At 73.2% G+C, this 26,001-nt stretch carries 13 protein-coding genes; 11 read left to right on the plus strand and 2 right to left on the minus strand.

Translation table 11 applies throughout. From position 1 onward, the window contains the following. Nucleotides 1–45 precede the first annotated feature (45 nt). From AC5WRL_RS13505 to AC5WRL_RS13540, 8 genes are all read left to right on the plus strand, one after another. Nucleotides 46–11,622, plus strand: coding sequence for an amino acid adenylation domain-containing protein (locus AC5WRL_RS13505; RefSeq protein WP_496088713.1), 11,577 nt, complete (start codon nucleotides 46–48; stop codon nucleotides 11,620–11,622). Nucleotides 11,623–11,689: 67 nt separating this feature from the next. Then, complete coding sequence (locus tag AC5WRL_RS13510; RefSeq protein ID WP_496088714.1) at nucleotides 11,690–12,925, plus strand: MFS transporter; 1,236 nt, start codon at nucleotides 11,690–11,692, stop codon at nucleotides 12,923–12,925. 210 nt (nucleotides 12,926–13,135) lie between these two features. Continuing rightward, nucleotides 13,136–14,488, plus strand: coding sequence for an NAD(P)H-dependent oxidoreductase (locus tag AC5WRL_RS13515; protein WP_496088715.1), 1,353 nt, complete (start codon nucleotides 13,136–13,138; stop codon nucleotides 14,486–14,488). A gap of 86 nt (nucleotides 14,489–14,574) precedes the next feature. Next, the gene (locus AC5WRL_RS13520; RefSeq protein ID WP_496088716.1) at nucleotides 14,575–15,342 is read left to right on the plus strand and encodes a FadR/GntR family transcriptional regulator; all 768 of its coding nucleotides are present in this window, start codon (nucleotides 14,575–14,577) and stop codon (nucleotides 15,340–15,342) included. Nucleotides 15,343–15,467: 125 nt separating this feature from the next. Next, nucleotides 15,468–16,799, plus strand: a complete 1,332-nt coding sequence (locus AC5WRL_RS13525; RefSeq protein ID WP_496088717.1) for an MFS transporter — start codon at nucleotides 15,468–15,470, stop codon at nucleotides 16,797–16,799. Nucleotides 16,800–16,851: 52 nt separating this feature from the next. Next, on the plus strand, nucleotides 16,852–17,727 hold the full coding sequence (locus AC5WRL_RS13530) for a class II fructose-bisphosphate aldolase (protein ID WP_496088718.1): 876 nt from the start codon (nucleotides 16,852–16,854) through the stop codon (nucleotides 17,725–17,727). Next, a complete protein-coding gene (locus AC5WRL_RS13535; protein WP_496088719.1) occupies nucleotides 17,724–18,992 on the plus strand; it encodes a four-carbon acid sugar kinase family protein in 1,269 nt (422 codons plus the stop codon). Before AC5WRL_RS13530 ends, AC5WRL_RS13535 begins: the two co-directional genes overlap by 4 nt. A gap of 89 nt (nucleotides 18,993–19,081) precedes the next feature. Then, on the plus strand, nucleotides 19,082–21,253 hold the full coding sequence (locus tag AC5WRL_RS13540) for an MMPL family transporter (RefSeq protein WP_496088720.1): 2,172 nt from the start codon (nucleotides 19,082–19,084) through the stop codon (nucleotides 21,251–21,253). A gap of 129 nt (nucleotides 21,254–21,382) precedes the next feature. On the opposite strand, the gene AC5WRL_RS13545 is transcribed toward AC5WRL_RS13540, so the two are convergent. Continuing rightward, nucleotides 21,383–22,180: an endonuclease I family protein gene (locus AC5WRL_RS13545; protein ID WP_496088721.1), complete on the minus strand. Its 798-nt coding sequence runs from the start codon at nucleotides 22,178–22,180 to the stop codon at nucleotides 21,383–21,385. 191 nt (nucleotides 22,181–22,371) lie between these two features. Between AC5WRL_RS13545 and AC5WRL_RS13550 the strand changes: the two genes are divergently transcribed. Further along, entirely contained in the window at nucleotides 22,372–24,576 is a 2,205-nt protein-coding gene (locus AC5WRL_RS13550) for a tetratricopeptide repeat protein (protein WP_496088722.1), read from the plus strand. A gap of 84 nt (nucleotides 24,577–24,660) precedes the next feature. After that, a complete protein-coding gene (locus tag AC5WRL_RS13555; protein WP_496088723.1) occupies nucleotides 24,661–24,843 on the plus strand; it encodes a hypothetical protein in 183 nt (60 codons plus the stop codon). Nucleotides 24,844–24,998: 155 nt separating this feature from the next. Here the strand turns inward: AC5WRL_RS13555 and AC5WRL_RS13560 are convergent, their stop codons facing one another. Continuing rightward, nucleotides 24,999–25,568 (minus strand): GNAT family N-acetyltransferase, encoded by a 570-nt coding sequence (locus tag AC5WRL_RS13560; protein ID WP_496088724.1) that lies wholly within the window; start codon nucleotides 25,566–25,568, stop codon nucleotides 24,999–25,001. 271 nt (nucleotides 25,569–25,839) lie between these two features. Here AC5WRL_RS13560 and AC5WRL_RS13565 point away from each other — a divergent pair, with 271 nt between their 5' ends. After that, nucleotides 25,840–25,992 carry a hypothetical protein gene (locus AC5WRL_RS13565; protein ID WP_496088725.1) on the plus strand — a complete coding sequence of 51 codons (153 nt, stop codon included), beginning with the start codon at nucleotides 25,840–25,842 and terminating at the stop codon, nucleotides 25,990–25,992. Nucleotides 25,993–26,001: the final 9 nt, after the last annotated feature.

The following is a 26,001-nucleotide window of genomic DNA, read 5'->3' on the forward strand; positions in this document are numbered from 1 at the left end:
CGCCGGAGTGCGACCGCCCGGGGCAACAAGGGGGAGAGGGCACACATGACCAGCGCACCACGGGATGCCCAATACCAGGGCCCCGAACTGGAGTTCACCGACGACGACGCGCCCGACGCGGTACGGGCACTGCTGCGCGCGGCCCGGGAGTTCCCCGCCGCGGGAGTCGTCACCATCACGCCGGACGGAACGTCAAGCACACTCCAGACCTATCCCGAATTGTTATCACGGGCCCGGCGTCTGCTCGCCGGACTGCGCGACCACGGCGTCGGACCCGGCGACCCCGTGGTGTTGTGCGGGCTGCCGCTCGACGAGTTCTTCCCGGCGTTCTGGGCCTGCCTCCTCGGCGGCGCCCGGCCGGTGGCGATCGCCGCCCGCGCCGAGGAAGGCGCCCCCGCCCTGACCCGGCTGCGCCAGGTCTGCGCCCTGCTGGACGGGCCGCTGGTGCTCACCGACGGACCGGCGGCGGCCGGCCTGGCCCGTACCGACCCGGACCTGCGGGTCGCGGTCGCCGCGGACTGCACGGCCGACGACATGGACCCCGCCACCACCGCCGCTGCCACCGCCACCGTCGAACCGGACGGCGCCGACATCGCGCTGCTGATGCTCTCCTCGGGCAGCACCGGAGCACCCAAGGCGGCGCAGCTCACCCACCACGGACTGGCCCTGTTCGCCGCGAGCAGCCGCCGAATCCTGGACCTCGGCCCGGACGACACCACCGTCAACTGGCTGCCGGTGGACCACAGCGGCGCCTTCCTCCTCTACCACCTGCTCGCCGTCTTCGCCGGGGCGACCAACGTGCACGCGACAACGGATCTGGTGCTGGCAGATCCGCTGCGCTGGCTCGACCTCCTCGACGAACACCGGGCCACCCACAGCTGGTCCCCGGCCTTCGGCCTCGCACTGGTCTCCGACGCGGTGGCGGCCGTCGACGGGCGGCGCGGCGGCTGGGACCTGAGCCGGATGCGCTCGCTCCTCAGCGGCGGCGAACGGATCACCGAATACGTGGCGCGCCGCTTCCTCACCGCGACCGGCCCCTTCGGCCTGCGGGAGGAACACCTCGTGCCCGCCTGGGGCATGGCCGAGACCGTCACCGCCATCACCTTCGGCCGGCTGGACCGGCCCGGCACCGTACAGCGCGTCCTGCGCGACAGCCTGGCGGGGCAGGTCCGCCCGGCACCGCCGGACGCCCCCGAGAGCGACGTGCTCACCCTGGTCGCCGCCGGCAGCCCGGCGCACCGCTCGACGATCCGGGTGGTCGGTGAGGACGGCCGGCTGCTCCCCGAACGCCACATCGGGCGGCTCCAGATCTCCTCGCCGCGCGTCATCCCCGGGTACGCGCACGACCCGGCGGCGGACGCCATCGCCTTCCCCGACGGCACCCGCTGGCTGGAGACCGGCGACCAGGCGTATCTGGCGGAGGGTCAGCTGGTGATGACCGGCCGCCGCAAGGACGTGATCATCCTCAACGGCCTGAATGTGCTGTGCCAGGAGATCGAGGAGGCCGCCGCCTCGGTCGACGGGGTACGGGCCGGCGCCGTCGCCGCCTGCGGGGTGCCGGTGGAGCGCGGCGGCAGCGAGACGCTCGCGGTGTTCTTCGTCGCCGGGGCGGATCGGGCCGTGGACGCCCGGACCGCCCAGCAGATCCGGGCCGCCCTGTTCGCGCGGCTCCGGCTCACGGCGGACCGGGTCATCCCGGTCCCGGAGGCCGGATTCCCCCGCACCCCGGCCGGCAAGATCCGCCGCGCCGAACTGCTGGAACGGCTGCTGGCCGGCGAGTTCGACGCCGACCCGCCGCCGCCGGTACGGGAGGTGGTGGCGCGAGAGGTGCGGGCCGTCCTGGGGCGGCCGGTGACCGGCGCCGAGGACACCCCGTTCTACGAACTCGGCCTGGACTCCATACGGCTGGTGCGGCTGCGCGCCCGGCTGGCGGAGGCCCTGGGCCGGCCGGTGCCGCAGACCGCCCTGTTCGAACACCCCACGGTGACGGCGCTGGCCGCCGTGCTGACGGCCGACGACGACCGGCCCGCACCGCCCGCCACCGCACCCGTGGCGGAGCGGACGGAAGCCCCCGACCGGCGCATCGCCATCATCGGGATGGCCGCACGTTTCCCCGGCGCCGAGGACATCGACGCGTACTGGCGCAATCTGCACGACGGCGTCGACAGTGTCCGTACCTTCGCCGCCGGCCCGGCCGGGGAGCGAATCCCCGTCATCGGCGCGCTCGACGGCATCGACGCGTTCGACGCGGACGCCTTCGGCATCACCCCGCGCGAGGCGGAACACACCCACCCGGCACACCGGCTGTTCCTGGAGGTCTGCGGGCGCGCGCTGGAGCACAGCGGCTACGCGGGCGGCGAACACGGCCACCGGACGGGAGTGTTCGCGGGCAGCGGCATGCAGTTGTACGGCCACCAGGACTCCGGCGCCGAGGGGAACGCGGCGGCCGACCCGGTGGAGGCCATGCAGCGGGCCACGGGCCGCCAACCGGACTTCCTGGCCACCCGCGTCGCCTACCGGCTCGGGCTCACCGGACCGGCCATCGGCGTACAGACCGCCTGCTCCACCTCCCTGGTCGCCGTCCACCTCGCCGCCCAGGCCCTGCTCAGCGGCGACGCCGACCTGGCGCTGGCCGGCGCCGCCGCCGTCCACCCCGCACAGGACAGCGGCTACCGCACCCACCCGGGGTCGATCCTGTCGCCCACCGGCCACTGCCGCCCCTTCGACGCGGAAGCCAACGGCACCGTCGGCGGCAACGGGGTCGCCGCCGTGGTCCTCAAACGCCTCGACCGGGCGCTCGCCGACGGGGACACGGTGCACGCCGTCATCCTGGGCTCGGCCGTCAACAACGACGGCGCCGGCAAGATCGGGTTCAGCGCCCCCGGAGTGACCGGCCAGGTCGCGGTGGTCCGCGACGCCCTGCGGGCGGCCGGCATCGCGGGCGAGACCGTCTCGTACATCGAGGCCCACGGCACCGGTACGGCGCTGGGCGACCCCGTGGAGTTCGAGGCCCTTGCCCGCGCACTGGGGGAAGGGACGGACCGCACCGGCTTCTGCGCCATCGGCTCGGTGAAGTCGAGCATCGGCCACCTCGACACCTGCGCCGGGATGGCCGGACTGATCAAAACCGTGCTGATGCTGCGGCACCGCACCCTGCTGCCCACCCTGCACCTCAGCACCCCGCACCCCGCGCTGCCCCTGGAAGGCAGCCCACTGACCCTGGCCACCCAGCGGCAGCCCTGGCAGCCGGCAGCGGGCATCCCGCGCCGCGCCGGGGTCAGCGCCCTGGGCGTGGGCGGCACCAACGCCCACGTGGTGCTGGAAGAAGCCCCACCCGCGGCGGCCACCGGGGAACGGACGGCGGTGCCGGTCCTGATCCCCCTGTCCGCACGCGACCCGGCGGCCCTCACCGAGCTGAGCGCGGCACTCGCCGCGCATCTGCGCCAACACCCCCGGTCGGCCCCGGCGGACGTGGCGGCGACCCTGGCCCTGGGCCGTACCCACCACCGGGCCGCCCGCCGGGCCGTGACCGGTGAGACCGTCGAGGAGCTGGTCACGGCACTGGAGGCCACGGCCACGGCCCCCGCTCCCGCGCCGGAACGCGGCCCGCTCGCCTTCGCCTTCTCCGGCCAGGGCGCGCCCCCCGGCACACTGGAGAAGCTGGCCGCCGAACTGTCCCTGGACCTGAGCGGGGACGCGGCGGAACCGCAACCCGCCCTGTTCGGGGTACAGATGGCCCTGGTGGAACGCTGGGCGGCGCTCGGCGTACGGCCCGAGGTGGTACTGGCGCACAGCCTGGGCGAATACGCGGCGCTGTGCGCGGCCGGCGGGCTCAGCGCGGCGGACGGGCAGTGGCTCACCACCGAACGGGGCCGGCTGATGCGCCGGCTCGCCCCGCCCGGCGGCGCGGTGGCGCTCCGCGCCGACCTGGCCACCGCCCAACGGATCGCCGGGGCGGGCGGCGTGGAGGTGGCGGCGGTCAACGGGCCCCGCTCCCTGGTGCTGTCAGGACCGGAAGCCGCGCTGGCCGAGACCCGGCGGCTGCTGGACGCGGAAGGCATCCGCTGGCAGGCGCTGCCGGTGGACCGGGCGTTCCACTCGGCGACCCTCGACGAGGCGCTGGACGCATTCCGCGAACGGGCCGCGACCATCACGTACACCCCCCTGCGGGTGCCGCTGATCAGCGGTCTGGACGGGGAGATCCGGCCGGTGGGCTGGACCCCGGACGCCGACCATCTCATCCGGCACGCCCGCCAGCCGGTCCGCTTCGACCTCGCGATGGCCACCGCCACCCGCGAGGGCCGCGCGGACTTCCTGGAGATCGGCCCCGGGGCGACCCTGACCGGCCTGGGCCGGCACTGCGCCCCCGACAGCCGCTGGCTGTCCGGCCTGCTGCCGGCCCTGGCCGAGCTGTACGCCTGCGGCCATCCCCTGAACCTGCGGGCCTGGCCCACCAACGGCTCCCGCATCCCCCTGCCCGGCCCCCCTGCCCGGCCCCGCACCTTCCCGGCCTGGCCGACCGGCCGCCGGGCCACCGAGCCGACGCCCACGCGGAGCACCCCGGCCGAGACGAACGCGGACGACACCGGAGCGGGAACGCGGAGGTCCGCCGCCGCCCCCGCCGCACCCGCCGGACATCCGGTCGGACACCACCACACCACCACCGCCGCCCCCCGGCCGGCCGCGGGCGGCAGCACGGCCGAGGGGACCTTCGCGAGCGGCGGCGCGGGGGCGGAGCCGGGGCCGTCCGCCGTTTCGCACGCCGGACGCCCGGTCGAGCGCCACGCCACCGCCACTCCCCAGCCGGGCGCGGCTGGTGGCGCTGTCGCCGGGACGCTCCCGGAACCGCCGGTGACGCCCGGCGGAGCCGGGGCCGGGAGTCGGCTGCCTGCGGGCCCGCGGCCCGGCGAGCCGGCCCGGGCGGCGGACGCTCCGGCGCCGGCCGGTTCGGCCGCCGGTAGAGCCGCCACCCGGCTGAACGCCCTGCCGGGCCAGGGCCGGCCGGCCCTGGCGTCCGGGCTGACGGGTTACCTCGCCCCGTCATGGAGCCCGCGTCACGTGGATGGACGATCGACCCAGGAGCTGCGCGTGCCACCGTCCCCTCCGGCGGAAACGCCGCCCCCTGCGGCCTCACCCTCCGCCGAGGACCCCGTCCTGGTGGAAGTACGCGAACTGACGGCGCGCAAGCTCGGCGTGGAGCCGGCGGAGGTACGCCCGGACTCCTCGTTCTTCGCCCTGGGCGCGGACTCACTCGCCCTCATGGGCATGACCGCCGAACTGGAGCAACGGCACGGCATACGCATCCCGGTACGCGAACTCTTCTCCGACGCGGACACCCCCCAACGGCTCGCCACCCTGATCACCACCCGAGCCGGAACCGGATCACCACCCATGACCGCTGCCGCAGCGGGCGCCGTGGCTCCCCCCACGGGCGGTGCGTTCACCGGCTCACCGCCGCCGGCCGCGCAGCGGACCCGGCCGGTGGTGGGGTCCGGCGGGGCGGCAGATGCCGCCGGGCGGGTGATCGGCGGGCCGCCGTCCTCCATGGCGTCGCGGCCGGTGCCGGCCGCGGTCACGGGCGATACACCGGGGTCGGGGTCGGGGTCGGCGTCCGCCGGGGCGGCGGAGGCGATGCCGGGAAGCCCCACCGCCGCCCCCGCCGCCGAGTCGCCCGCCTCCGGGCCCGACGCGCGGCCGACGTCGCCGGTGGTCGCGGACCTGGTCGCCGAACAACTGCGCACGACACATCACCTGATCGACCAGGTCACCCAGCTGATGTCCCGCCAGCTCGACCTGCTGGCACCCGGCCGCGCCGCCGGACCATCGGGCCAGGCGCCGCCCGCCGTGCCGCCCGCCGATCGGCGGTCCCCAGCGTCCGGCCCGTCCGAAGCGGCGTCCCCGGCCGCCGGGTTCTCCCGGGCGGAACCTCCGGGTGAGCCGGCGGCTGCCCCCGGGCCCGCCGCCACCGGTTCCCGGACCCACTCGCTGGTCCCCCTCGGGAGATTCGTCCCGCAGGCCGCCTCCGGTACACCCACCGTGGTGTTCCAGGCTCCTCCGGTACCGGCCGCGTCCGGTATCTTCCCGACGCCCGGGGCAGGCCCGGACGCCGCTGCCGCTGCCGCTGCCGCTCCTGCGACCGCATCGCCTCCGGTGGCGGTGTCGGCCGCCGCCGCACCGGCCCCGCTCGCGTTCCCGTCGGCTCCTGATTCCAGCGGGCCCGACTTCAGCCTGTACTTCTTCGGGGACTATCCCGAGGAGCAGCAGCGCGACAAGTACGACCTGATCATGGCCGCCGGCGAGTTCGCCGACCGGCACGGCTTCCATGCGCTCTGGTTCCCCGAGCGGCACTTCGACTCCTTCGGGGCGCTGTTCCCCAACCCCTCGGTGCTGGCCGCCGCGCTCGCCGCCAGGACCCGGCGGGTCCGGCTGCACGCCGGGTCGGTGGTGCTCCCGCTGCACCATCCGGCGCGGGTCGCCGAGGAGTGGTCCGTCGTGGACAACATCTCCGGCGGCCGGGCCGGGATCTGTGTCGCCAGCGGCTGGCACGCCCGGGACTTCGCCCTCGCGCCGCAGAACTACGGCCGGCACCGCGAGCTGATGTACGAGCAGCTGAACACCGTACGGCAGCTGTGGGCCGGCGATCCCGTCGAGGTGATCGCCGGCGACGGCAAGCCCACCGAGATCCGGCTCCAGCCGCGCCCGCTCCAGGAGCAGCCGCCGCTGTTCGTCGCCGTCGTGGGCAACCCGGACAGCTATCGCCGGGCCGCCGCCGAGGATCTCGGCGTGGTCACCAACCTGATGGCGCAGACCGTCGAACAACTCGCCGACAACATCGCCCTCTACCGCCGCACCCGCGCCGAACACGGCCTCGACCCGGCGGCCGGCCGCGTCGTGGTGCTGGTGCACACCTTCCTCGGGGCGGACGCCGCCACCGCCAAGGCCGAGGCGTACCAGCCCTTCCTCTCCTATCTGCGGTCCTCGCTCGCCCTGTTCAACCAGGTCACCAACAGCCTCGGCATCGACGTCGATCTGGAGCACACCCACCCCGAGGACGTCGAGTTCCTTCTCGGCCGCGCCTACGAGCGGTACTGCGCCTCCCGCGCCCTGATCGGCGACGAGGAGAGCGCGGCCCGGATCGTCCGGTCACTCGTGGACGCCGGCGCCGACGAGATTGCCTGCTTCGTCGACTTCGGGGTCCCACCGCGACGGGTGCTCGACGCCCTGCCGCTGCTCGACCGGCTGCGCCGCGCCGTCCCCACCCGGCACCTGGAGCCGACCGCTGCCCAGCGGCGGATCTGGGTGCAGGAGCAGCTTCAGCCCGGCACCCGCATGTATCACGAGCCCAAGGCGATCCGGCTGGACGGCCCGCTGGACCCGGCGGCGGTACGCGGCGCCCTGCACCGCGTCATCGCCCGGCAGCCGGCGCTGCGCACCGTCTTCCCCCAGTTCAACGGTGTCCCCCACCGGGAGGTACGGGACCGGATCACCATCGAGCTGCCCGTCGACGACCACACCGGCGCCACCGAGGAGGAGGCGCTGCGGGCCACCCTCACCGCCACCGCAGGCGAACGGCTCGACCTGGAGCGCGGGCCGCTGCTCTCCGCCCGGCTGCTGCGGCTGGCGCCGGACCGGCACCTGCTGTTCCTGGTCGCCCACCATCTGATCGTCGACTCCGCCTCCACCGCCGTGCTGGCCAGCGAGCTGACCGCTCACCTTCACGCCTGGCCGGACGCCGCCGCCGATCTGCCGCCGCTGCCCGCCACGACGGCGGCCCCGCCGCCACCGGACCCCGAACGCGTCGCCGCCGACCTGGAGTTCTGGCGGGACGAACTCGGCGGCGTCCCCGACCTGGCGCTGCCCACCGATCACCCGCGCCCCGCCGTACGCACCGGCGCCGGGGCCGCGCTGCGCCACGAGCTGAGCGGCGCGCTCATGGACCGGCTCGCCCGGTACTGCGCCGATCAGCGGGCCACCGTGTTCATGGCCCTGACCGCCGCCATCGGCGCCGTGCTCGGCCGGTTCGGCGGGGCCACCGATCTCGTACTCGGCACGGCGGTCGACGCCCGCCCGCCGGAGGCCGCGCACGAGATCGGACTGTTCCTCGACACCGTCGCGCTGCGCGTCGATCTCGCCGGCGACCCGGACTTCGGCACCCTCCTGCACCGGGTACGGGACCGCAGCACCGCCGCCTTCGAACACCGCCAGGTGCCCTTCGACGACCTGGTCCGCACCCTCAACCCGCAGCGCGACCCGGGCCGCAATCCGCTCTTCCAGGTGATGGTGGAGTACGAGCGGCAGTCCGGGTCCGAACTGCTCGATGTCCCCAGCGACCGTGCCCCGTTCGACCTGAGCTTCTATCTCACCCACCACCGCGACGGGCTGCGGTTCATGGCCGAGTACGACACCGCGCTCTTCACCGAGCGCACCGTACGCCGGCTGATCGACTCCGTGGAAGTGGTGCTGGGCCGCGTCCTGGACACCCCGCGGGCACCGCTGTCCGCACTCACCGCGCTCAGCGACGCCGACCGGGCCGACCTGCTCACCCGGCACTCCCCGGAGCCGCCCGCCCGGGCCGGCGCCGACGACACGCTGCACGCACTGTTCGAGGCGCAGGTCCTGCGTACCCCGGACGCCCCCGCGCTGCGGGTGGCGGCCGACGGCTCCGCCGTGACGTACCGGGAGCTGGGCGACCGGGCCCGCGCGCTCGCCCACCTGCTGCGGGCGCGCGGCGCGCGGCGCGGCGAGCGGGTCGCCGTGCTGCTGCCGCGCGGCCCGGAGCTGATCACCGCGCTGCTCGCGGTGCTGGGCAGCGGCGCCGCCTATCTGCCGCTCGATCCCACCCTGCCCACCGCCCGGCTCGCCGGCCTGGTGCGGGACGGGGCGCCGGTGCTGCTGTTCAGCAGCGCGGCGGCGCTGGCCGGGCACGCCGCCCTGAAGGAGGAGAACGCCGCTGTCCTGTTCGCCCCGGAGTCGCGCGATGCGGACGCCGAGGCCGACGCCGGGGCGCCGGAGGATCCCGCCGGGCCCGATGATCCGGCGTACTGCCTCTACACCTCCGGCTCCACCGGCCGGCCCAAGGGCGTGATCGTCCCGCACCGGGGCCCGGCCACGCTGATCCGCGGGCAACTGGCGGCCCACCCCGCGCTGCGTACCCTCCAGTGGACCTCGCCGGCCTTCGACGTCAGCGTGCAGGAGATCTTCACCACCCTGGCGGCGGGCGCCGAACTCGTCCTGATCGACGACGAGGTGCGGCACGACCCCGCCGCCGTGGCCGCGGCGGTGCGCGAGCACGGGGTGGAGCGGATGTTCATGCCGTGCACCCCGCTGCGCTATCTGATGGAGACCGAGCCCCATCTGCCGTCCCTGCGCGAACTGTTCTCGGCCGGCGAGGCGCTGGAACTCACCCCCGCCTTCCGGCGGTTCCGCGCCGCGCATCCGCAGTGCGCGCTGTTCAACCAGTACGGGCCCACCGAGGCGTCGATCGTGGTCACCTCGCACCGGGTGGCGGAGGACCGACCGCCGATCGGCCGGCCGCTGCCGGGGGTACGGATCCGGCTGCTGGACGAGCACGGAGCCGAGGTGCCGGTCGGCGCGGTCGGCGAGATCGAGATCAGCGGCCCGGCGGTGGCGCACGGCTACCACGGCCGGCCGGACGAGACGGCCGCGGTCTTCGGCACCGGGCCGGCCGGCGAGCGGTCCTACCGTACGGGGGATCTGGGCCGCTGGCGGGCCGATGGCACCCTCGGTTATCTGGGACGCACCGATGACCAGGTGAAGATCCGTGGGCACCGGGTGGAGCCGGCCGAGGTGCGGGCCGCGCTGACCCGGCTGCCCGGGGTGCGGGAGGCCGCGGTGCTGGCCCGCCGCGACGGGCGCGGTGAGGCCGAGCTGGTCGCGTACGTGGTGCCGGCCGATCCGGCGGCGCCGGAGGTGATCGGGGTGCTGCGGGCGGCGCTCGCCGCCGAACTGCCGGACCATCTGGTGCCCCGGCACTGGGCGGTGCTGGAGCGGCTGCCGGTGAACGCCTCGGGCAAGCTCGACCGTGAGCGGCTGCCGGACCCGGTCCGGGAAGTGGCCGCGGACGCCGGCAGCGGCGACGCCGACGAGCCCCGTACTCCGCTGGAGAAGGCGCTGCACGATGTGTGGTGCGACGAACTGGGGCTGCCCGGCCCGCTGTCCGTCACCCGGTCCTTCTTCCAGCTCGGCGGGCACTCGCTGGGGGCCATCCGGCTGGTGAACCGGATGGCGCGGGAGTACGGCCGGCCGCCGGCGATGGCCGACTTCTTCGCGGCGCCCACGATCCGGGGCTGCGCCGCGCACTTCGAGGCGGAGGGCGAGGGCGAGGCCGAGGCGGTCGCCGAGGTCCTCCCCCTGCTGTCCGCGCCGAGGCGGCTGGCACAGCGGCACCGGGAGCACCCCGATCCCGGCGTCTACAACGTGGCGCACCGGCTGGAGCTGACCGGCGATCTCGACCCGGCCGCCCTGGCCGGCGCGCTGCGCGCCCTCGTGGCACGGCACTCCGCGCTGCGGGCCCGGGTCGGCGCCGAGCGGGTCGAGATCCTGGCGGAGGTCCCCGTGGACGTCCCCACGACCGACCTGTCCGGCGAGACCCCCGGGGCCGTCGACCTCTGGTGCCTGGACACGGCCCGGCAGCCGTTCGACCTGGCGCGGGCCCCGCTGTTCCGCTTCCGGCTCGGGAGGCTCTCGGCCGACCGCTGGCTGCTGGTGGTGGTGCTGCACCACGCCGTCTGCGACGGCTGGTCGATGGGCATCCTGTGGCGCGAGCTGTCCGATCTGTACGCGGGCCGGGCGCTGCCCCGGCCCGCCGCCGGCTACCCGGACTACGCCCGCTGGGCGGACGAGCAGCTGAGCGGGGAGCGGCGTGCCGCGCTGGAGCGGTTCTGGCGCACCGAGCTGGCCGGGGCGCCGCTGCGGCCGGCGCTGCCGTACGACCGTCCGCGCCCCGAGACGCTGTCCGGTCGGGGCGCGCTGCACGAGTTCACGGTCGGCGGTGCGGTGCCGGCCCGGGTGCGGGAGGTCGCCGCGCGGCTGGGCACCACCCCGTACACCGTGCTGGCCGGGGCCTTCGCCGTCTGGCTGGCCGAGCTGACCGCCGCCGAGGAGGTGGTGCTGGCGGCGTCCAGTGCCAACCGGGCGGCGCGCCGGGAGCACGAGGAGGTGTTCGGGCTGCTGGGCGAGGCGGTCGCGCTGCGCGCCCGGCTGCCGGAGGCGGACACCTTCGCCGAGCTGGTGGCCCGGCTGGGGCCGGCGCTGTTCGCGGCGATGGACCAGCAGGCGCTGCCGCTGGCGGAGGTGGTGCGTCTGGTGGCGCCGGAGTACGGGGCCGGGCTGTTTCCGACCGTGCTGTTCACGGTGGTGACGACCGAGCCGCCGGCCGTGGAGCTGCCGGGGGTACGTACGACGGTCCGGTCGCTGCCGGTCATCGGCACGGCGCGCACCGAGCTGTATGTGGTGCTGACGCCCGGGGTGGACTCCCTCGCCGTGACGATGGAGTACTCCACGGATCTGTTCGAGCCCGCCACGATCGCGGCCTGGGGAGGTGACTTCACCGGCGTGCTGACGAATCTGATCGCCGATCCGGACGCCCCGCTGCGCGGGTAGTGTCGGGCGGCGACAGCCGCCGCCAGTGGCAGTGGCAGTGGCAGTGGATGAGGGGCGGGACGGGGTCATGGCACGGGGGAGCGGCAGAGCGGACACCTGGCTGATCGTGCTCGGGCAGAGCAGCCAGGCGCTGGGGATGGGCGGCATCTCGCTGTTCCTGCCGCTCATCCGTGCCGATCTGGGGCTGTCCTTCGCCCAGGCCGGGCAGCTCGCCGCCGTCGCGACCCTGGTCTACGCTCTGATGCAGGTGCCGGCCGGCTGGCTGACGGACCGCTACTCGCCGAAGAAGCTGTTCTGCGTGGGGGTGGTGGGCACCAACGCGATGGCGCTGGCGTTCGCCGTCGTCCATCCGTACGGCTGGCTGCTGGCGGTGCAGGCGGTCTCGGGGTTCTTCCGCTCCCTGATCTTCGCCCCGGGGATGATGCTGATCAGGGAGCGGTTCCCGGCCGACCGCAAGGCCACCGCGATGGGCCTGTACGTGGCCGGCGGCTTCGCTTCCAGCGTGCTGCTGAACACCCTGGGGCCGGTCGTGGTCGGCCCGCTCGGCTGGCGCTGGCTGTTTGTGATCTTCGGCGGGACCGGGGTGCTGTGGGCGGTGCTCTACCACCGGGTGGGCACCGATCCGCACCGCGAGCCGGGGGCCTTCCCGCGCCGCGCGGAGATCCGGGCGCTGTTCGGTCATCCGGCGCTGTGGCTGATCGGGGTCATCCAGTTCGCCCGGCTGGCCACCGCGCAGGGGCTGGCGTTCTGGCTGCCCAGCTATCTGGTGGCCGAGCACGGGATGTCGCTGTCGGGGGCGGGGGCGATCGCGGCCACCGGTGCGCTGATCACCGCGCCGTCCAATCTGCTCGGTGGCTGGCTCTCCGACCGGCTGGGCCGCCCGCTGCTGGTCATCGCGATCGCGCTGACGGCGCTGGGGGTCTCGCTGGCCGTGCTGCCGCTGGTGGCCGGGGTGGGGCCGCTGCTGCTGGTGATCGGGGTGAACGCCCTGTTCGTCCAGCTGTACTTCGGCCCGCTGTTCGGGGTCGGGCTGCACTTTCTCGGGCAGCGCACGGCCGGCTTCAGCTCCGGGTTCGGAAATTTCTGCGCCAACGCCGGTGGCTTCGCGGCCATTTCCGCGCTGGGCACGATCAAGGACAGCACCGGTTCGTTCACCCTCGGCTTTCAGCTGCTCGCCGGGCTGTACGGGGCGGCGTTGCTCGCCGTCATGGTGCTGAGCCGGACCACCCCGTTGAGCGAGCGGCCCGCCGCACCGGCCGTGGACGACGGCGCCGGCGCCGCCCTCCCGGCCGCCGGCCGGTAACCCGCGCCGGACCCGCGTCCGCCCCCGCCTTCCCGCCCCGTACCTCAGTGCCGCTGAGGTACGGGGCGGCGCCTTTCATGTGACCCGCATCACTCTTGACCGGCCGATCGGCCACTGTCATAGTTTCGGCCAGATGGACAGTCGGTCAAATGGTCTGACCAAGCTCAGTGGTCGACACACCGGCTGGCACGCCAAAGGAGCCGTAGCCGCATGAACCTGCACACCCTGCTCACCCAGCGCACCGAGGAGTCGGGACCCATCCGGGTCGGGGTCATCGGCGCCGGCAAGTTCTCCTCCATGTTCCTCACCCAGGCCGTCGGCACCCCCGGCATCCACGTCGTCGGCGTCGCCGACCTCAGCGTGGAGCGCGCCCGCGCCGCCCTGGACCGTACCGGCTGGCCCGCCGAGCGCTACGCCGCCGCCTCCTTCGAGGAGGCGCTGCGCACCGGCGGCACCCATGTCACCGACAGCGCGGACGACCTCATCGACGTACCCGGCCTGGAAGTGATCCTGGAGATCACCGGCAACCCGCTGGCCGGCGCCCACCACGCCGAGCGCGCCATCGACGCCGGCCGGCACGTCGTCATGGTCAACGTCGAGGCCGACTGCATGGTCGGCCCCGTGCTGGCCGAAAAGGCCCGCAAGGCCGGCGTCGTCTACACCATGGCCTACGGCGACCAGCCCGCCCTCATCAGCGAACTCGTCGACTGGTGCCGCACCGTCGGCTTCGACGTCGTCGCCGCGGGCAAGGGCACCAAGTACCTCCCGGAGTACAACCACTCCACCCCCGACACCGTCTGGGACCACTACGGCTTCACCGACGAGCAGCTCGCCACCGGCGACTTCAACCCGAAGATGTTCAACTCCTTCCTCGACGGCACCAAGTCCGCCATCGAGATGGCCGCCGTCGCCAACGCCACCGGCCTGCGCCCCCAGGACGAGGGGCTGTTCTTCCCGCCCGTCGACGTGGACCAGCTCTCCACCCTGCTGCGACCCAGGGAACTGGGCGGCACCCTCACCCGCAAGGGCACCGTCGAGGTCATCTCCTCCCTCAACCGGGACGGCACCGAACTCGCCCGCGACCTGCGCTGGGGCGTCTACATCACCTTCGAGGCCCGCACCGACTACGCGGTGCAGTGCTTCGCCGAGTACGGCGTGAGGACCGACCCCACCGGCCGCTACGGATCGCTGTACCGCCCGTACCACATGATCGGCCTGGAGCTCGGCGTCTCCGTCGCCTCCGCCGTGCTGCGCGGCGAGGCCACCGGAGCGGCCCGCGACTTCCACGGCGATGTCGTCTCCGTCGCCAAGCGCGACCTCAAGGCCGGCGAAATCCTCGACGGCGAAGGCGGCTACATGGTCTTCGGCAAGCTCGCCCCGGCCGCCGCCTCCCTCGCCTCCCGCGCCCTGCCCATGGGCCTGGCGCACGGCAACACCCTCATCCGCGATGTGCCGGCCGGCGCCGTGGTCAGCTACGACGACGTGACGGTCGACGAGACCGGCACCGCCGTACGACTGCGCCGCGCGCTGGAGGCCACCGCCCGGACCACGGCCTCGGCGTAAGGAGCCCCCGCATGAACGGCAAGTCACGCGACGGCCCCGTCTAGGGTGGATCACGCCCGGCACCATCGCGTCTGTGAGGGACAACAGTGAACGATTCGCACCAGGAGCCCTGGGAACCGGTCCGCAAGGTCCGCACCTACGAACAGGTGATGGCCCAGATCGAGAAGCGGATCACCGACGGCTATCTGCGGCCGGGCGACCGGCTGCCGAGCGAACGCGAGTTCTCCCAACTGCTCGGCGTCAGCCGCCCCTCGCTGCGCGAAGCCCTGCGCGTCCTGCAAGCCCTCGGCATCGTCGAGGTCCGCACCGGCGGCGGCCCCGAAGGCGGCTCCGTCTTCATCGGCCACCCCGGCTCCGGCTTCGCCGACCTGCTGCGGCTGCAACTCGCCCTCGGACACTTCAGCGACACCGACGTGCTCCAGACCCGGCTCGCCCTGGAGGTCTGGGTCGCCGCCGAGGCCGCCCGGCACGCCACCACCGAAGACACCGACCGGCTACGGGCGATCCTCGACCGGATGGACGACCCGGAGCTGACCGCCCGGGACTTCAACCGCCTCGACGCCGAATTCCACGTCATCATCGCGGAATCGGCCGGCAACGCCCTCACCGCCCACCTCATGGGATCACTGCGCACCGCGATCCAGCGCCGCATGATCGACGCCTACGAACGACTGGACGACTGGCGCCGGACCGCCACCACCGTCCGCAAGGAACACCGGGCCATTCTCGACGCGATCGAACGCCACGACACCGAGGCCGCCGTCGCCACCGTCCGCGCCCACATCACTGACTTCTACCAGGACATCTACGGAATCGGTAACGTCGCCGGACCCCGTACCAGCACCACCCCCTGACCGCCCACCGCTCGCACGCGGCGGCAGCGGGGGCGGGGCGGACACGCGGCCGGAGGGCGCACCGGAACACCGGAGCACCACCACCGGCCGGAGTCCCCCCGGCCCGCACCATCAGGAGCCGCACCATGAGCACCGCCACCACCCCCGCCGCCCCCGCCGGCAGACCCGACGGATCCCCCGACAAACTGCGCGTCGCCCTCGGCAGCGCGGTCGGCACCACCGTCGAGAACTACGACTTCCTCGCCTACGGCACCGCCGCCGCCCTCTACTTCGACGACGTCTTCTTCCCCGGCCACTCCAGCTTCGCCGCCACCCTCGCCTCCTTCGCCACCCTCGGCGTCGGCTTCGCGATGCGCCCCATCGGCGGCATCATCGGCGGGCACCTCGGCGACCGCATCGGCCGCAAGCCCGTCCTGGTCGGCGCCCTGATCCTGATGGGCGTCGCCACCACCCTCATCGGCTTCCTGCCCACCTACGAGCAGGTCGGCATCCTCGCCCCCGCCCTGCTGGTGCTGCTGCGCCTCATCCAGGGCATCGGCTTCGGCGCCGAATGGGGCGGCGCCATCCTCATGACGTACGAACACGCCCCGCTGCGCAGCAAGGGCCGCTACTCCGCCATCCCCCAGGCGGGCGTCCCCCTCGGCCTGCTGCTCGCCAACGTCGCCTTCCTGATCGCCTCGCAGTTCGACAGCCACCTCGCCTGGCGCATCCCCTTCATCCTGTCCGCGCTGCTGATCGCCGCCGGCATGATCATCCGGCTCAAGATCTCCGAGTCCCCCGAGTTCGAGGAGATGCAGGCCACCGACAACGTCGCCAAGAGCCCCGTCCTCGAAGTGCTGCGGGACGACTGGCGCACCGTGCTGCGCGTCATCGGGCTGCGGCTCGCCGAGACCGGCGGCTTCTACGTCATCGTCACCTACCTGCTCAGCTACATGAAGGACGAGGGCATCGCCACCCGCGCCGTGCACCTCACCGCGCTGATCACCGCCGCCCTGCTCGGCGTCGGCGCCACCGTCCTCTTCGGCCACCTCGCCGACCGCTTCGGCCGCCGCCCCGTCTACCTCACCGGCACGATCCTCACCCTGCTGTACGGCTTCCCGCTGTTCTGGCTGGTCAACACCGCCCACCCGGCGCTCATCGTGGTCGCCTTCATCCTGGGCCTGACCCTGTGCCACGACATGCTGGCCGGCACCCAGGGCGCCTGGTTCTCCGAACTCTTCAGCGCCAGGGTCCGCACCTCCGGGGCCTCCATCGGCTACCAGTTCTCCGCCGCCATCTCCGGCTTCATCCCCTTCATCGCCGCGATGCTGGCAGGGGCGTGGGATTGGCGGGGAGTGGCTGTGCTGTACTGCACCGTGGGTCTTATCGGACTGATCGCTGTTTCGCGCACCAAGGAGACCAGCCCGGCCCATACGGCCCAACCCCGGCAGCCGGAACTCGTCCACGATTCCCGCTGACCGGCCCGTACCCCTGCCCGCCGCACCCAGCACGCAGTAAGCACGAGGAACGATGCACGCTCAGCTCACCGAGATAGCCGCCGAACGCCGCGCGGCGGGTGCCGCACTACCCGCCTTCACCTGCTACGACCTGGCCACGGCAGGGGCAGTGGTGACCGCCGCCGAGCAGGCCGGCTCCCCGCTGGCCCTGCTGGTCTCGCCGAAGACCGCCGCCGCCCGGGGCGGCCTGGAGCTGATCCGGGCACTGCGTACCCTCGCCGATCACGCGGCGGTACCGGCCTGCGTCCAACTCGACCACGCCACCGACATCACGCTGATCGTGGCGGCGGTCGAGGCCGGCGCCGACTCGGTGCTCGCCGACGGCTCGCGCGGCGGCTTCGACGCCAACGCCGGTTTCGTGGCGGCGGTACGGGCCGAACTGGCCGCCGTCCGTACCGCCGCCCCGGTCGCCGTCGAGGCCGAACTCGGCCGGATCGAGGGCGACGAGGACATCGCCGTGGTCGCCGCCCAGGTCGCGGCAGGCGCCCTCACCGACCCCAGCACCGTCCCCGCCTTCCTGGAGCGCTCCGGCGCCGACCTGCTCGCCGTCTCCATCGGCAACATCCACGGCCGCTACCCCACCGAACCCCAACTCGACTGGGAACGGCTCGCCGCCGTACGCGAGCACACCGACATCCCGCTCGTCCTGCACGGCGCCTCCGGGCTGCCCCCGGCCGATCTGTCGCTCGCCATCGGCCAGGGCATCGCCAAGGTCAACGTCAACACCGAACTGCGGCAGGCCGTCTTCGACACCCTCGCCGAGGACGTCCCCCGGCTGCGCGCGGCCGGCCTCGACCTGGACGGCCTGCTCGCCGGCTGGCGCACCGCCGTCACCGACCGCGCCACCACCATCATCCACGCCCTGACCGCGAGCGGAGCCACCCGATGAAGACCATCGTCCTCGACGACGACCCCACCGGAACCCAGTCGGCCACCGGCGTTCCCGTCCTGCTGGCCCCCGAGGAGCCGGACCTCACCGAGCGGCTGACCGAACTGCTGCGCGCCGACCACGCCGGCTACGTCCTCACCAACAGCCGCGCCATCGACCGCGCCGCCGCCGTGGCCCTGGTCAGCCGCATCCGGGAGGCCGGCGAGGCCGCCGCGAAGGCGCTGGGCGAGGACGGGGTGCGCTTCGTGCTGCGCGGCGACTCCACGCTGCGCGGCCATGTCTTCCCCGAGAGCGACGCGTTCGCCACCGCCGACTCGGTGCTGCTGTTCCTGCCGGCGTTCCCGGCCGGTGGCCGCACCACGCGCGAGGGCGTGCACTACGTACGGGTGGGGGAGCGGGACGTCCCGGCCGCCGAGACGGAGTACGCGCACGACCCGGTCTTCGGCTTCGGCGCCAGCGAGCTGACCGCCTATGTCGCCGAACAGGGCGGCGGCCGGCCGGCGGTGACCGTACCGCTGGACGCCGTCCGGGCGAGCGGCGGCGCCGCCGTCGCCGACGCCCTGCTGGCGGCGGCACCCGGCACCGTCATCGCCCCCGACGCGGTCACCGACGCCGACATCGACCTGGTGCACCACGGCCTGGAGCAGGCGTGGGCGGCCGGCCGCACCGTGGTCGTACGCTGCGCCGCGCCGCTGGCCGCCCGGTGCGCGGACGCGGTGAGCCCCGGGCTGCTGCCCGCCCCGCTTCAGCGGCCCGCCGGCGCCGTGCTGATCGTGTGCGGCTCGCACACCTCGGGCGCCACCGCGCAGCTGGCGGTGCTGGAGCGCGAGCGCGGCATCCACCCACTCCTGCTGGACACGGCGGCGGCGCTGACCGACCCGGCGGCGGCCGGGCGCGCCCTGGCGGCGGCGGCCGGCCCCGAACTGGGCGAGCACGGCGTGGTGGTGATCGCCAGCGAGCGGCAGCGGTCGACGGCCAACAACACCCTGGACCACGGTGAGCGGGTGATGACCGCCCTCACCACCGCCGTACGGGAGCTGGCCCCGCTCGCCGCGGCGGTGATCGCCAAGGGCGGCATCACCTCGGCCGAGGTGGCCCGTACCGGCCTCGGCACGGGTACGGCCCGGGTCCGTGGTCAGGTGCTGCCCGGGGTCAGCGTCTGGGACCTGAACACGGCGGCGGGCACCGTCCCGTACGTGGTGGTCCCGGGCAATGTGGGCGACGAGCGCACCCTGGCGGAGGCCCTGGAACGACTCGGCGGATAGCCCGACCGTTCGCCGCGTGTCGTAAATGTTCCTTTCGATCCCGGCCGGGGATGATCGCTCGTGATCTCAACCGGCCGGGAAGGAACACCATGTCCACGTTCTTGTTCCGCATCGGAAGGTGGTCCTTCCGGCACCGCCGGATCGTCCTGGCCATCTGGGTGCTGGTCGCCGTCGTCGCCATCGGCGCCGCCACCGCCAGCGGCGGCAAGACCAATGAAAACTTCACCATCCCCGGCACCGAGTCCCAGCGCGCCACCAATCTGCTCTCCGAACGCGTCCCGGATCTGAGCGGCGGTCAGACTCAGCTCGTCTTCGCCGCCGAGGGCAACGGCCGCATCGTCGACACCCGGCAGCGCGACGCCATCGAAGAGGCCGTCAAGAACCTCAAGGGCGTGAACCAGGTCGCCGAGGTCACCGACCCCTTCAACGGCGGGGCCATCTCCTCGGACGGGAAGATCGGGCTCGGCTCCATCCAGTACACGGTCCAGCCCGGCGACGTGAAGGCCGCGACGCTGGACGACGTGAAGACGGCGGTCCGGCCGGCCGAATCGGCGGGAGTGCATGTCGCCTACTCCGGCAGCGTCTTCCCCGGCTGGAACACCACACCCTCCGAGACACCGGAGATCGTCGGCATCATCGTCGCGCTGATCATCCTGCTGATCACCTTCGGCGCCCTGGTGGCGGCCGGCATGCCCATCATCACCGCCGTCCTGGGCGTCCTCATCACCATCATGACGGTGACCGCCTTCGCGGCCGTGGTCAACGTCGCCACCGCCTCCACCACCGTGGCCATCATGCTCGGCCTGTCCTGCGGCATCGACTACGGCCTCTTCGTGCTCTACCGGCACCGCAACCACGTGCTGCGCGGCATGGACGTGGAGGACTCGGCCGCCCTGTCGGTGGGCACCGCCGGCAGCGCCGTGGTCTTCGCCGCGCTCACCGTCATCATCGCGCTGTGCGGCCTGTCCGTGGTCGGCATCCCCTTCCTGGCCGTCATGGGTGTGTCGGCGGCCGGGGCCGTCCTGGTCGCCATGCTCATCGCGCTCACCCTGCTGCCCGCCATGCTGGGCTTCGCCGGGCCGAAGATCGTGGCGTTCCTGCGCCGCCCGCGCCGGTTCCACGACCGCCTGGAGCGCACCGCGCGCACCGCCGCCACCGCCCCGGAGGAGCACCGGGGCGCCCGCTGGGGCGCCTTCGTGGTACGCCACCGGGTGCCGATGCTGATTCTGGGGGTGCTCTTCCTCGGCGTGCTGGCACTGCCCGCCACCCATATGCGGCTCGGACTGCCCAGCGGGGCGTCCCAGCCGACCTCCAACACCCAGCGCCAGGCGTACGACCTGATCACGGAGGGCTTCGGGGTCGGCTCGAACGGCCCGCTGCTGATCGTCGCCGACCATGTGACGCAGAAGAGCCAGACCGATCAACTGGTCGCGGCCCTGGGCAAACTGCCGGACGTGGCCGCCGTACAGCCGCTGACCATGGCCAACGACGTGTCGGTCATCCAGGTCACCCCGGGCAGCGGGCCGAACGACACGGCGACCACCGACCTGGTGCACCGCATCCGCAACGACCGGGCCGCCATCGAGGGCAACACCGGCGCCACCATCCTGGTGGGCGGCAACACCGCCTCCAACATCGATGTCTCCGCCAAGCTCTCCTCCGCCCTGCCGATCTTCCTGATCGTCGTCATCGGCCTGGCGCTCGTGCTGCTGACGTTCGCCTTCCGCACCTTCTTCGTCCCGCTGAAGTCGGTGCTCGGCTTCCTGCTGTCGATCCTGGCCGCCTTCGGCGCCCAGGTGGCGATCTTCCAGTGGGGCTGGGGGCGGCACGTGTTCAACATCGTGCCGGCCGAGACCGTCAGCTTCCTGCCCATCATCATGCTGGCGATCATCTTCGGGCTCTCCAGCGACTACGAGGTCTTCGTCGTCTCCCGGATCAAGGAGGACTACTCCCACACCGGCGACGCGCGCGGCGCGGTGGTACGCGGCATGTCCCACTCGGCGCGGGTGGTGACCGCCGCCGCGCTCATCATGTTCTCCATCTTCGTCGCCTTCATGTTCACCAGCGACCCCACCATCAAGGCGATCGGCTTCAGCTTCGCCATCGGCGTACTGCTGGACGCCTTCGTGGTACGGCTCACCCTGGTACCGGCGGTGATGGCCATCGTCGGGCACCGCATCTGGTCCCACCCCCGCTGGTTCCGCCACCTCCCCGACCCCGACATCGAGGGCAAGCAACTGGAACGCACCCACGGTTCCTGACCGCGGCGGCCGGCACCACCGGCCGCCGCCGACGTGCCGACCGCACTGAGCGATCGCCCGCCCGGTGTCATGTCACCCCTGGTCGCGGTGCGTTGGACGCCGGGGAACCCCGCCGGGCGGGCCGCGCGGTCACCAGATGGCCTCGACCCACTCCGGGTGGTCGATGAACGGATTGCGGTTGTTCTGGTAGTCCTCGAAGATCACCTCGTTGCGGCGCCGCTCGGCGGCGTCCGGCGGGTCCTGCTCGTGCCACTCCTTCAGTACGGACAGCCGGCCCAGGTAGGGCACGCTGCCGTTCCCGGCGATGTTGTTGACCTCCAGGTCGGCGAACCCGTCACCGCCCTCGTACCGCACCGCCATGTAGAACACCATCCGGGCGATGTCACCCTTGACCGCGTCCCGGGGTTCCCAGGAGTCCGCGTCGGTGTAGTTGCCGGGCGCACCGGAGACCGCACTGCCGCCGTTGTCGAAGTCCTTGTTCCCGCGCGTGCTGTTGACCTGGACGTCCTCGGGCCGCAGATGGTGCAGATCCGTCCCGGGCCCGGGCGCGGTGCCGAAGTTGCCGTGCGACTGGGGCCAGATGTGCTCGCGGTTCCACTGCCCCACATTCCCGCCGTTGTTGGTGGCGCTGCGGGAGATGCCGCTGTAGATCAGCACCACATTGCCCGGCCGGTTCGGATCGGCGTCGGTGACCTTGAGGGCCTCCCACACCTGGGCGTAGGTCAGCTTGGTGGTGTCCTCGCTGATGATGTCGTGCAGCGCGTCCTTCAACTGCTCGCCGGTCTTGCCCAGCGCGTCCCGGTAGTAGACGTCGTCGGCCGCCGTGGCCTGCGGCAACGGGGCGACGAACACCGCCGCCAGCGCGGCGAGCGCGGCGGGCAGCAGGATCCGCCGGGTGCGTATGGCGGTGGGTGTGGGCTGAGGCATGTGGGGGACCTCTCGGGGCGACGGTCCGCGCGGGGCGGCGGACACACCTGATGTTGACGTGATCCTGCCACCATCCTGGCCGGACTACGCGCGTCCAGCACGTCAGTTCGGTCAAGAACACATGTCCGGTGGACGACCGGCCCGGTAACGTGAGGCTGTTCCCGCAACCCGAGCCGGAACGGGAGGGCGACATGGAGCTGTTCACCGGGCAGATCATCACCACCCTGGCCACCGCCATGGTCACCAGCGCCGGAGAGGACATCGGCCGGGCCGGCACCGGCATCGTCGGCGCACTGCTCGGCCGGCTGGGCGTAAGGGCCCGGCGCGGCCGGCGCGCACCGCGCGCCATGAGCCAGGACGAGGCCCTGGGACTCGCCGAACGCGTCATCGAACGCGCCCGCCAGGACACCGAAGTCGAAGCCCTGCTGCGCACGTTCGTCCTCGAACACACCCAGCAGCCACTGGCCGCCTTCCCCGTCCCCTACGCCCGCTTCCACGACCGCACCGAACCACTGGCCCGCATCCGGCAACTGGTGCTCGACACCACCGACCGGCCCCTGCTCATCGTGCTCATGGGCGAACCCGGCAGCGGCACCAGCGCCCTCGCCCGCCGACTGTGCACCGAACTCGCCCCACTGCTCCCCGGCTACCAACTACTGGCCGAACTGCGCGGCGAGGGCCCCGACCGGGCCGCCACCCCCAGCCAAGCGGCCCATCAGCTGGCGGAACAGCTCAAGCTGTACCGGCTCCCCGCCCGCCCCGACGAGCAGTTCGCCGCGCTGCGCCGCGAACTGGCCGGCCACCGCGGCCTGCTGGTACTGGACAACGCCCGCTCCGCCGAGCAGGTCATCCCCCTGCTGATCGGCGCCCCCGGCTCCCTCACCGTCGTCACCACCAGCCACCGGATGCCCAGCCTCCTCGCCCACCACGGCGCCGAACTGGTCGTGCTCGGCCCCATCCCGGAACCGGACGCCGAAGAACTCGTCGCCGCCATCGTCGGACAGGAGCGGTACGCGGCCGGTGGCGCCGCGGCCCGCGAAGCGGTCCGCCGCTGCGCCGGCCACGCCGGCCGGCTGACCGCCATCGGCGCCCGGGCCGCCTTCGAAACCGGCGACCGCCACTGGCACACCCTCAGCCTGCTGCCGGAGGATCCCGAGACCGCCCTCACCGAACGCCACTACCACGAGCTGGCCCCCGACCTGGCCCGTACCGTACGGCTGCTCGCCCGCCTGCCGCGCATCGCCCTGCCCCCGGCGGCCGTCGCCGCCCTGACCGGCCACGACGTACCGCAAGCCGCCGGCCACCTCACCGAACTGGCCCGGCTCCGACTGGTGGCCACCGAAGACCCCCGGGACGGCGGCGCCACCCCCCGCCACCGGCTCACCCCACCCGCCGCACGGTACGCCCTCGCCCACTCGGAGCCGGCGGCGGAGACCGCAATCACCGACTGGCTCACCTGGTGCCTGGACACCGCTGCCCGGGCAGCGGTCGGCGTCATCCCGGACCGCTGGCAGCTCGGCGGGACCGCCCAGGACCTGCCCCGGCCCCGGGAGCCGCGACCCACCGCCCTGGGCGAACTGCGCGCCGAACGCGCCGTCCTGGTCTCCGCCGTCCAACTCGCCTTCGAGCACGGGGCGTACGAGATCGTGTGGCAGCTCTGCGAGGCCATGTGGCCGCTGCATCTGAAGATCGGCTACCACGAGGACGCCCTGACCACCCACCAGTTGGGCCGCGAGGCCGCCCGACTGACCGGCAACCACCGCGCCGAGGCCCGGATGCTGGTGCAGCAGGGCTTCTCCCTCATGCAACTGGGCCAGGACGAGGAGGCCGAGGCCAACTACCGGCAGGCCGGCGACCTCGAACCCGCCGACCACCCGCGCGGCAAGGCCACCGCCCTGGAACTGCTCGGCCTGCTCCGCCTGCGGCAGGGCCGGCCCGCCGACGCGGCCGAACTCTTCCGGGCGGCGATGCCGTACGCCCGCGAGGCCACCGAGCCGCGCGCCCTCGCCCTGCTGGACCACCACCTCGGCCGCGCCCTGCGCGACCAGGGGAACTTCGACGCGGCGCTCGCCCAGCTCGACCGGGCGCTCGCGTACTTCACCGCGCCGGACACCCGCGACCGCTACAACGAGGGCCGGGTGCTCACCAGCCTCGGCGAGACCCACCTCGCCGCCGGCACCCCCGAGGCCGCCCGAGAGCCGCTGGAACACGCCCTGCTCATCATGGCCGAGGACGGTGCCCTGCCCCAGGAAGCCCTGGTCGCCGAACTGACCGCCCGCTGCGAACCCGCCCCCCGACGCCGCCGCGAACTCCGCCGGCACGCCCAAGCCCTCTACGAGGCCACCGGCGACGAGCGAGCCGCGGAACGGATCCGCCGCCTCCTCGTGGCGGAGTAGCCCTTGATCGATCGGCGGCGAAGGGGTGGGTGTGCGGTCAGGATGTGAAGGGTGCCGAGGCCGCCGCGCTGTCAGCCTCACCGCATGGGCAGCGACGGCGTGCACGGCGAGGTGTTACGGCTTCGTGATCGGCGCGAACGCCTCCACCCCGCCTCGATCATCGCCGAACCACCCGGCGACGAACCCACCATCCGCGGCAAGGCCGCCGACCGCCGGGCCTGCGCCTGGCACTCCCGTTCTCCGGGGAAAAGCGTCACCGGAGGTTGAGAAGCTCGATCATTGTTCAGCTCAGGGGCGTGAGCCCTGGGCCATTAAGTGCGTGACAAGTGTCGCGGAAATCCTGACCGGCCTCGCGCCGAAGCCGGCCCACGTGTGCCGTGGTGCTTGCCGTCTTCCGTGTCGAGGACGGCAAGTGGACCACCTCAGAGCGACATGGCGAAGCGGCGGCAGACGTGAACGCGGGCGAACTCTCCTCTTAGCCGCTCTTCATCGAAGAGCTGGGCGTGCGCAAAGATCATGAGAGGTCGCAGACCAGGCCGGGCCTCCGAGAGAGCCCTGGCGGGCTCTGCCGGGTCGCGGTCATGGCTGGCGTAGACGTGCAGGTAATGATCGCTCTCGGTGAAGCCCATCGCTCGGTACCAGCTCAAGGTTTCCGGGTCGTCCCGGGTCCAGGCATCCAGGGTTTCCGCGCCGAGATTGCGGGCCTGGTTGCGAGTTCGTTCCAGTAGTTCGCGGGCGAGGCCGCGGCGCTGGTGGTCCGGGTGAATGGCGACTGTGTCGATCGTCGCCAAGTCACCCTCGATGCTGGTGTCCATGATCCCGACGACGCTGCCGGCTGCGTCGGCAACCACCAGGTCCATGTCGGGGGCCGCTGTAGTGGGCTTGGCGCGTGAGACATCGTCGAAGTACGCGGTGTGGAGGAAAGCCAGTACCCGGCAGCGGAGCCAGGCGGTCTCGTCAGCGGGGACGAACGCGCGGATGGAATAGCTCAAGGTTGTGATCCTCTGCAGGCGTGGTGGTGTGCGGTCGGCAACTGCAGAGTTGAGGGATCACAGCGCAGATCCTGACGGTCCCGTGGGCCTTCTGGCAAGCGATTTGACCAGCACGGCGTTGGTTCGGTACCGCCCCGCAGTCCACTTCGCCCCAGGACCGGGCCCCGTGACCTGCTGCCCACCTGCTGCGCCTCAGCGACGCCCGGCAAGCCGACCTCGGGCTCGACTCCCTCGCTGGCCTAGAGGACCCCTATGCGCAGGCGGTTCCAGCATGAGCCGTACCGCCCACGGGCCGCACCTGAATTCACTCACCTCGGCCGGTGACGACTGGTACCGCGGCTGCCCGGACTGTCGACTGCTCATCCAGGGCGGGCGGGCCGGCCTCGCCGGGTTCAACGAGTCGACACGGGTCGGGGCCGCCTGACCCGGTCGG

It is taken from the genome of Streptomyces sp. NTD107 (genome assembly GCF_059510435.1).

Excerpts from the sequence above, each read along its gene's own strand:
- AC5WRL_RS13545 (WP_496088721.1), bottom strand. The coding sequence starts at position 22,180 with ATGCCTCAGCCCACACCCACCGCCATACGCACCCGGCGGATCCTGCTG.
- AC5WRL_RS13515 (WP_496088715.1), top strand. The coding sequence starts at position 13,136 with ATGAACCTGCACACCCTGCTCACCCAGCGCACCGAGGAGTCGGGACCC.
- AC5WRL_RS13550 (WP_496088722.1), top strand. The coding sequence starts at position 22,372 with ATGGAGCTGTTCACCGGGCAGATCATCACCACCCTGGCCACCGCCATG.
- AC5WRL_RS13535 (WP_496088719.1), top strand. The coding sequence starts at position 17,724 with ATGAAGACCATCGTCCTCGACGACGACCCCACCGGAACCCAGTCGGCC.
- AC5WRL_RS13555 (WP_496088723.1), top strand. The coding sequence starts at position 24,661 with ATGGGCAGCGACGGCGTGCACGGCGAGGTGTTACGGCTTCGTGATCGG.
- AC5WRL_RS13530 (WP_496088718.1), top strand. The coding sequence starts at position 16,852 with ATGCACGCTCAGCTCACCGAGATAGCCGCCGAACGCCGCGCGGCGGGT.
- AC5WRL_RS13540 (WP_496088720.1), top strand. The coding sequence starts at position 19,082 with ATGTCCACGTTCTTGTTCCGCATCGGAAGGTGGTCCTTCCGGCACCGC.
- AC5WRL_RS13565 (WP_496088725.1), top strand. The coding sequence starts at position 25,840 with ATGAGCCGTACCGCCCACGGGCCGCACCTGAATTCACTCACCTCGGCC.
- AC5WRL_RS13525 (WP_496088717.1), top strand. The coding sequence starts at position 15,468 with ATGAGCACCGCCACCACCCCCGCCGCCCCCGCCGGCAGACCCGACGGA.
- AC5WRL_RS13510 (WP_496088714.1), top strand. The coding sequence starts at position 11,690 with ATGGCACGGGGGAGCGGCAGAGCGGACACCTGGCTGATCGTGCTCGGG.
- AC5WRL_RS13505 (WP_496088713.1), top strand. The coding sequence starts at position 46 with ATGACCAGCGCACCACGGGATGCCCAATACCAGGGCCCCGAACTGGAG.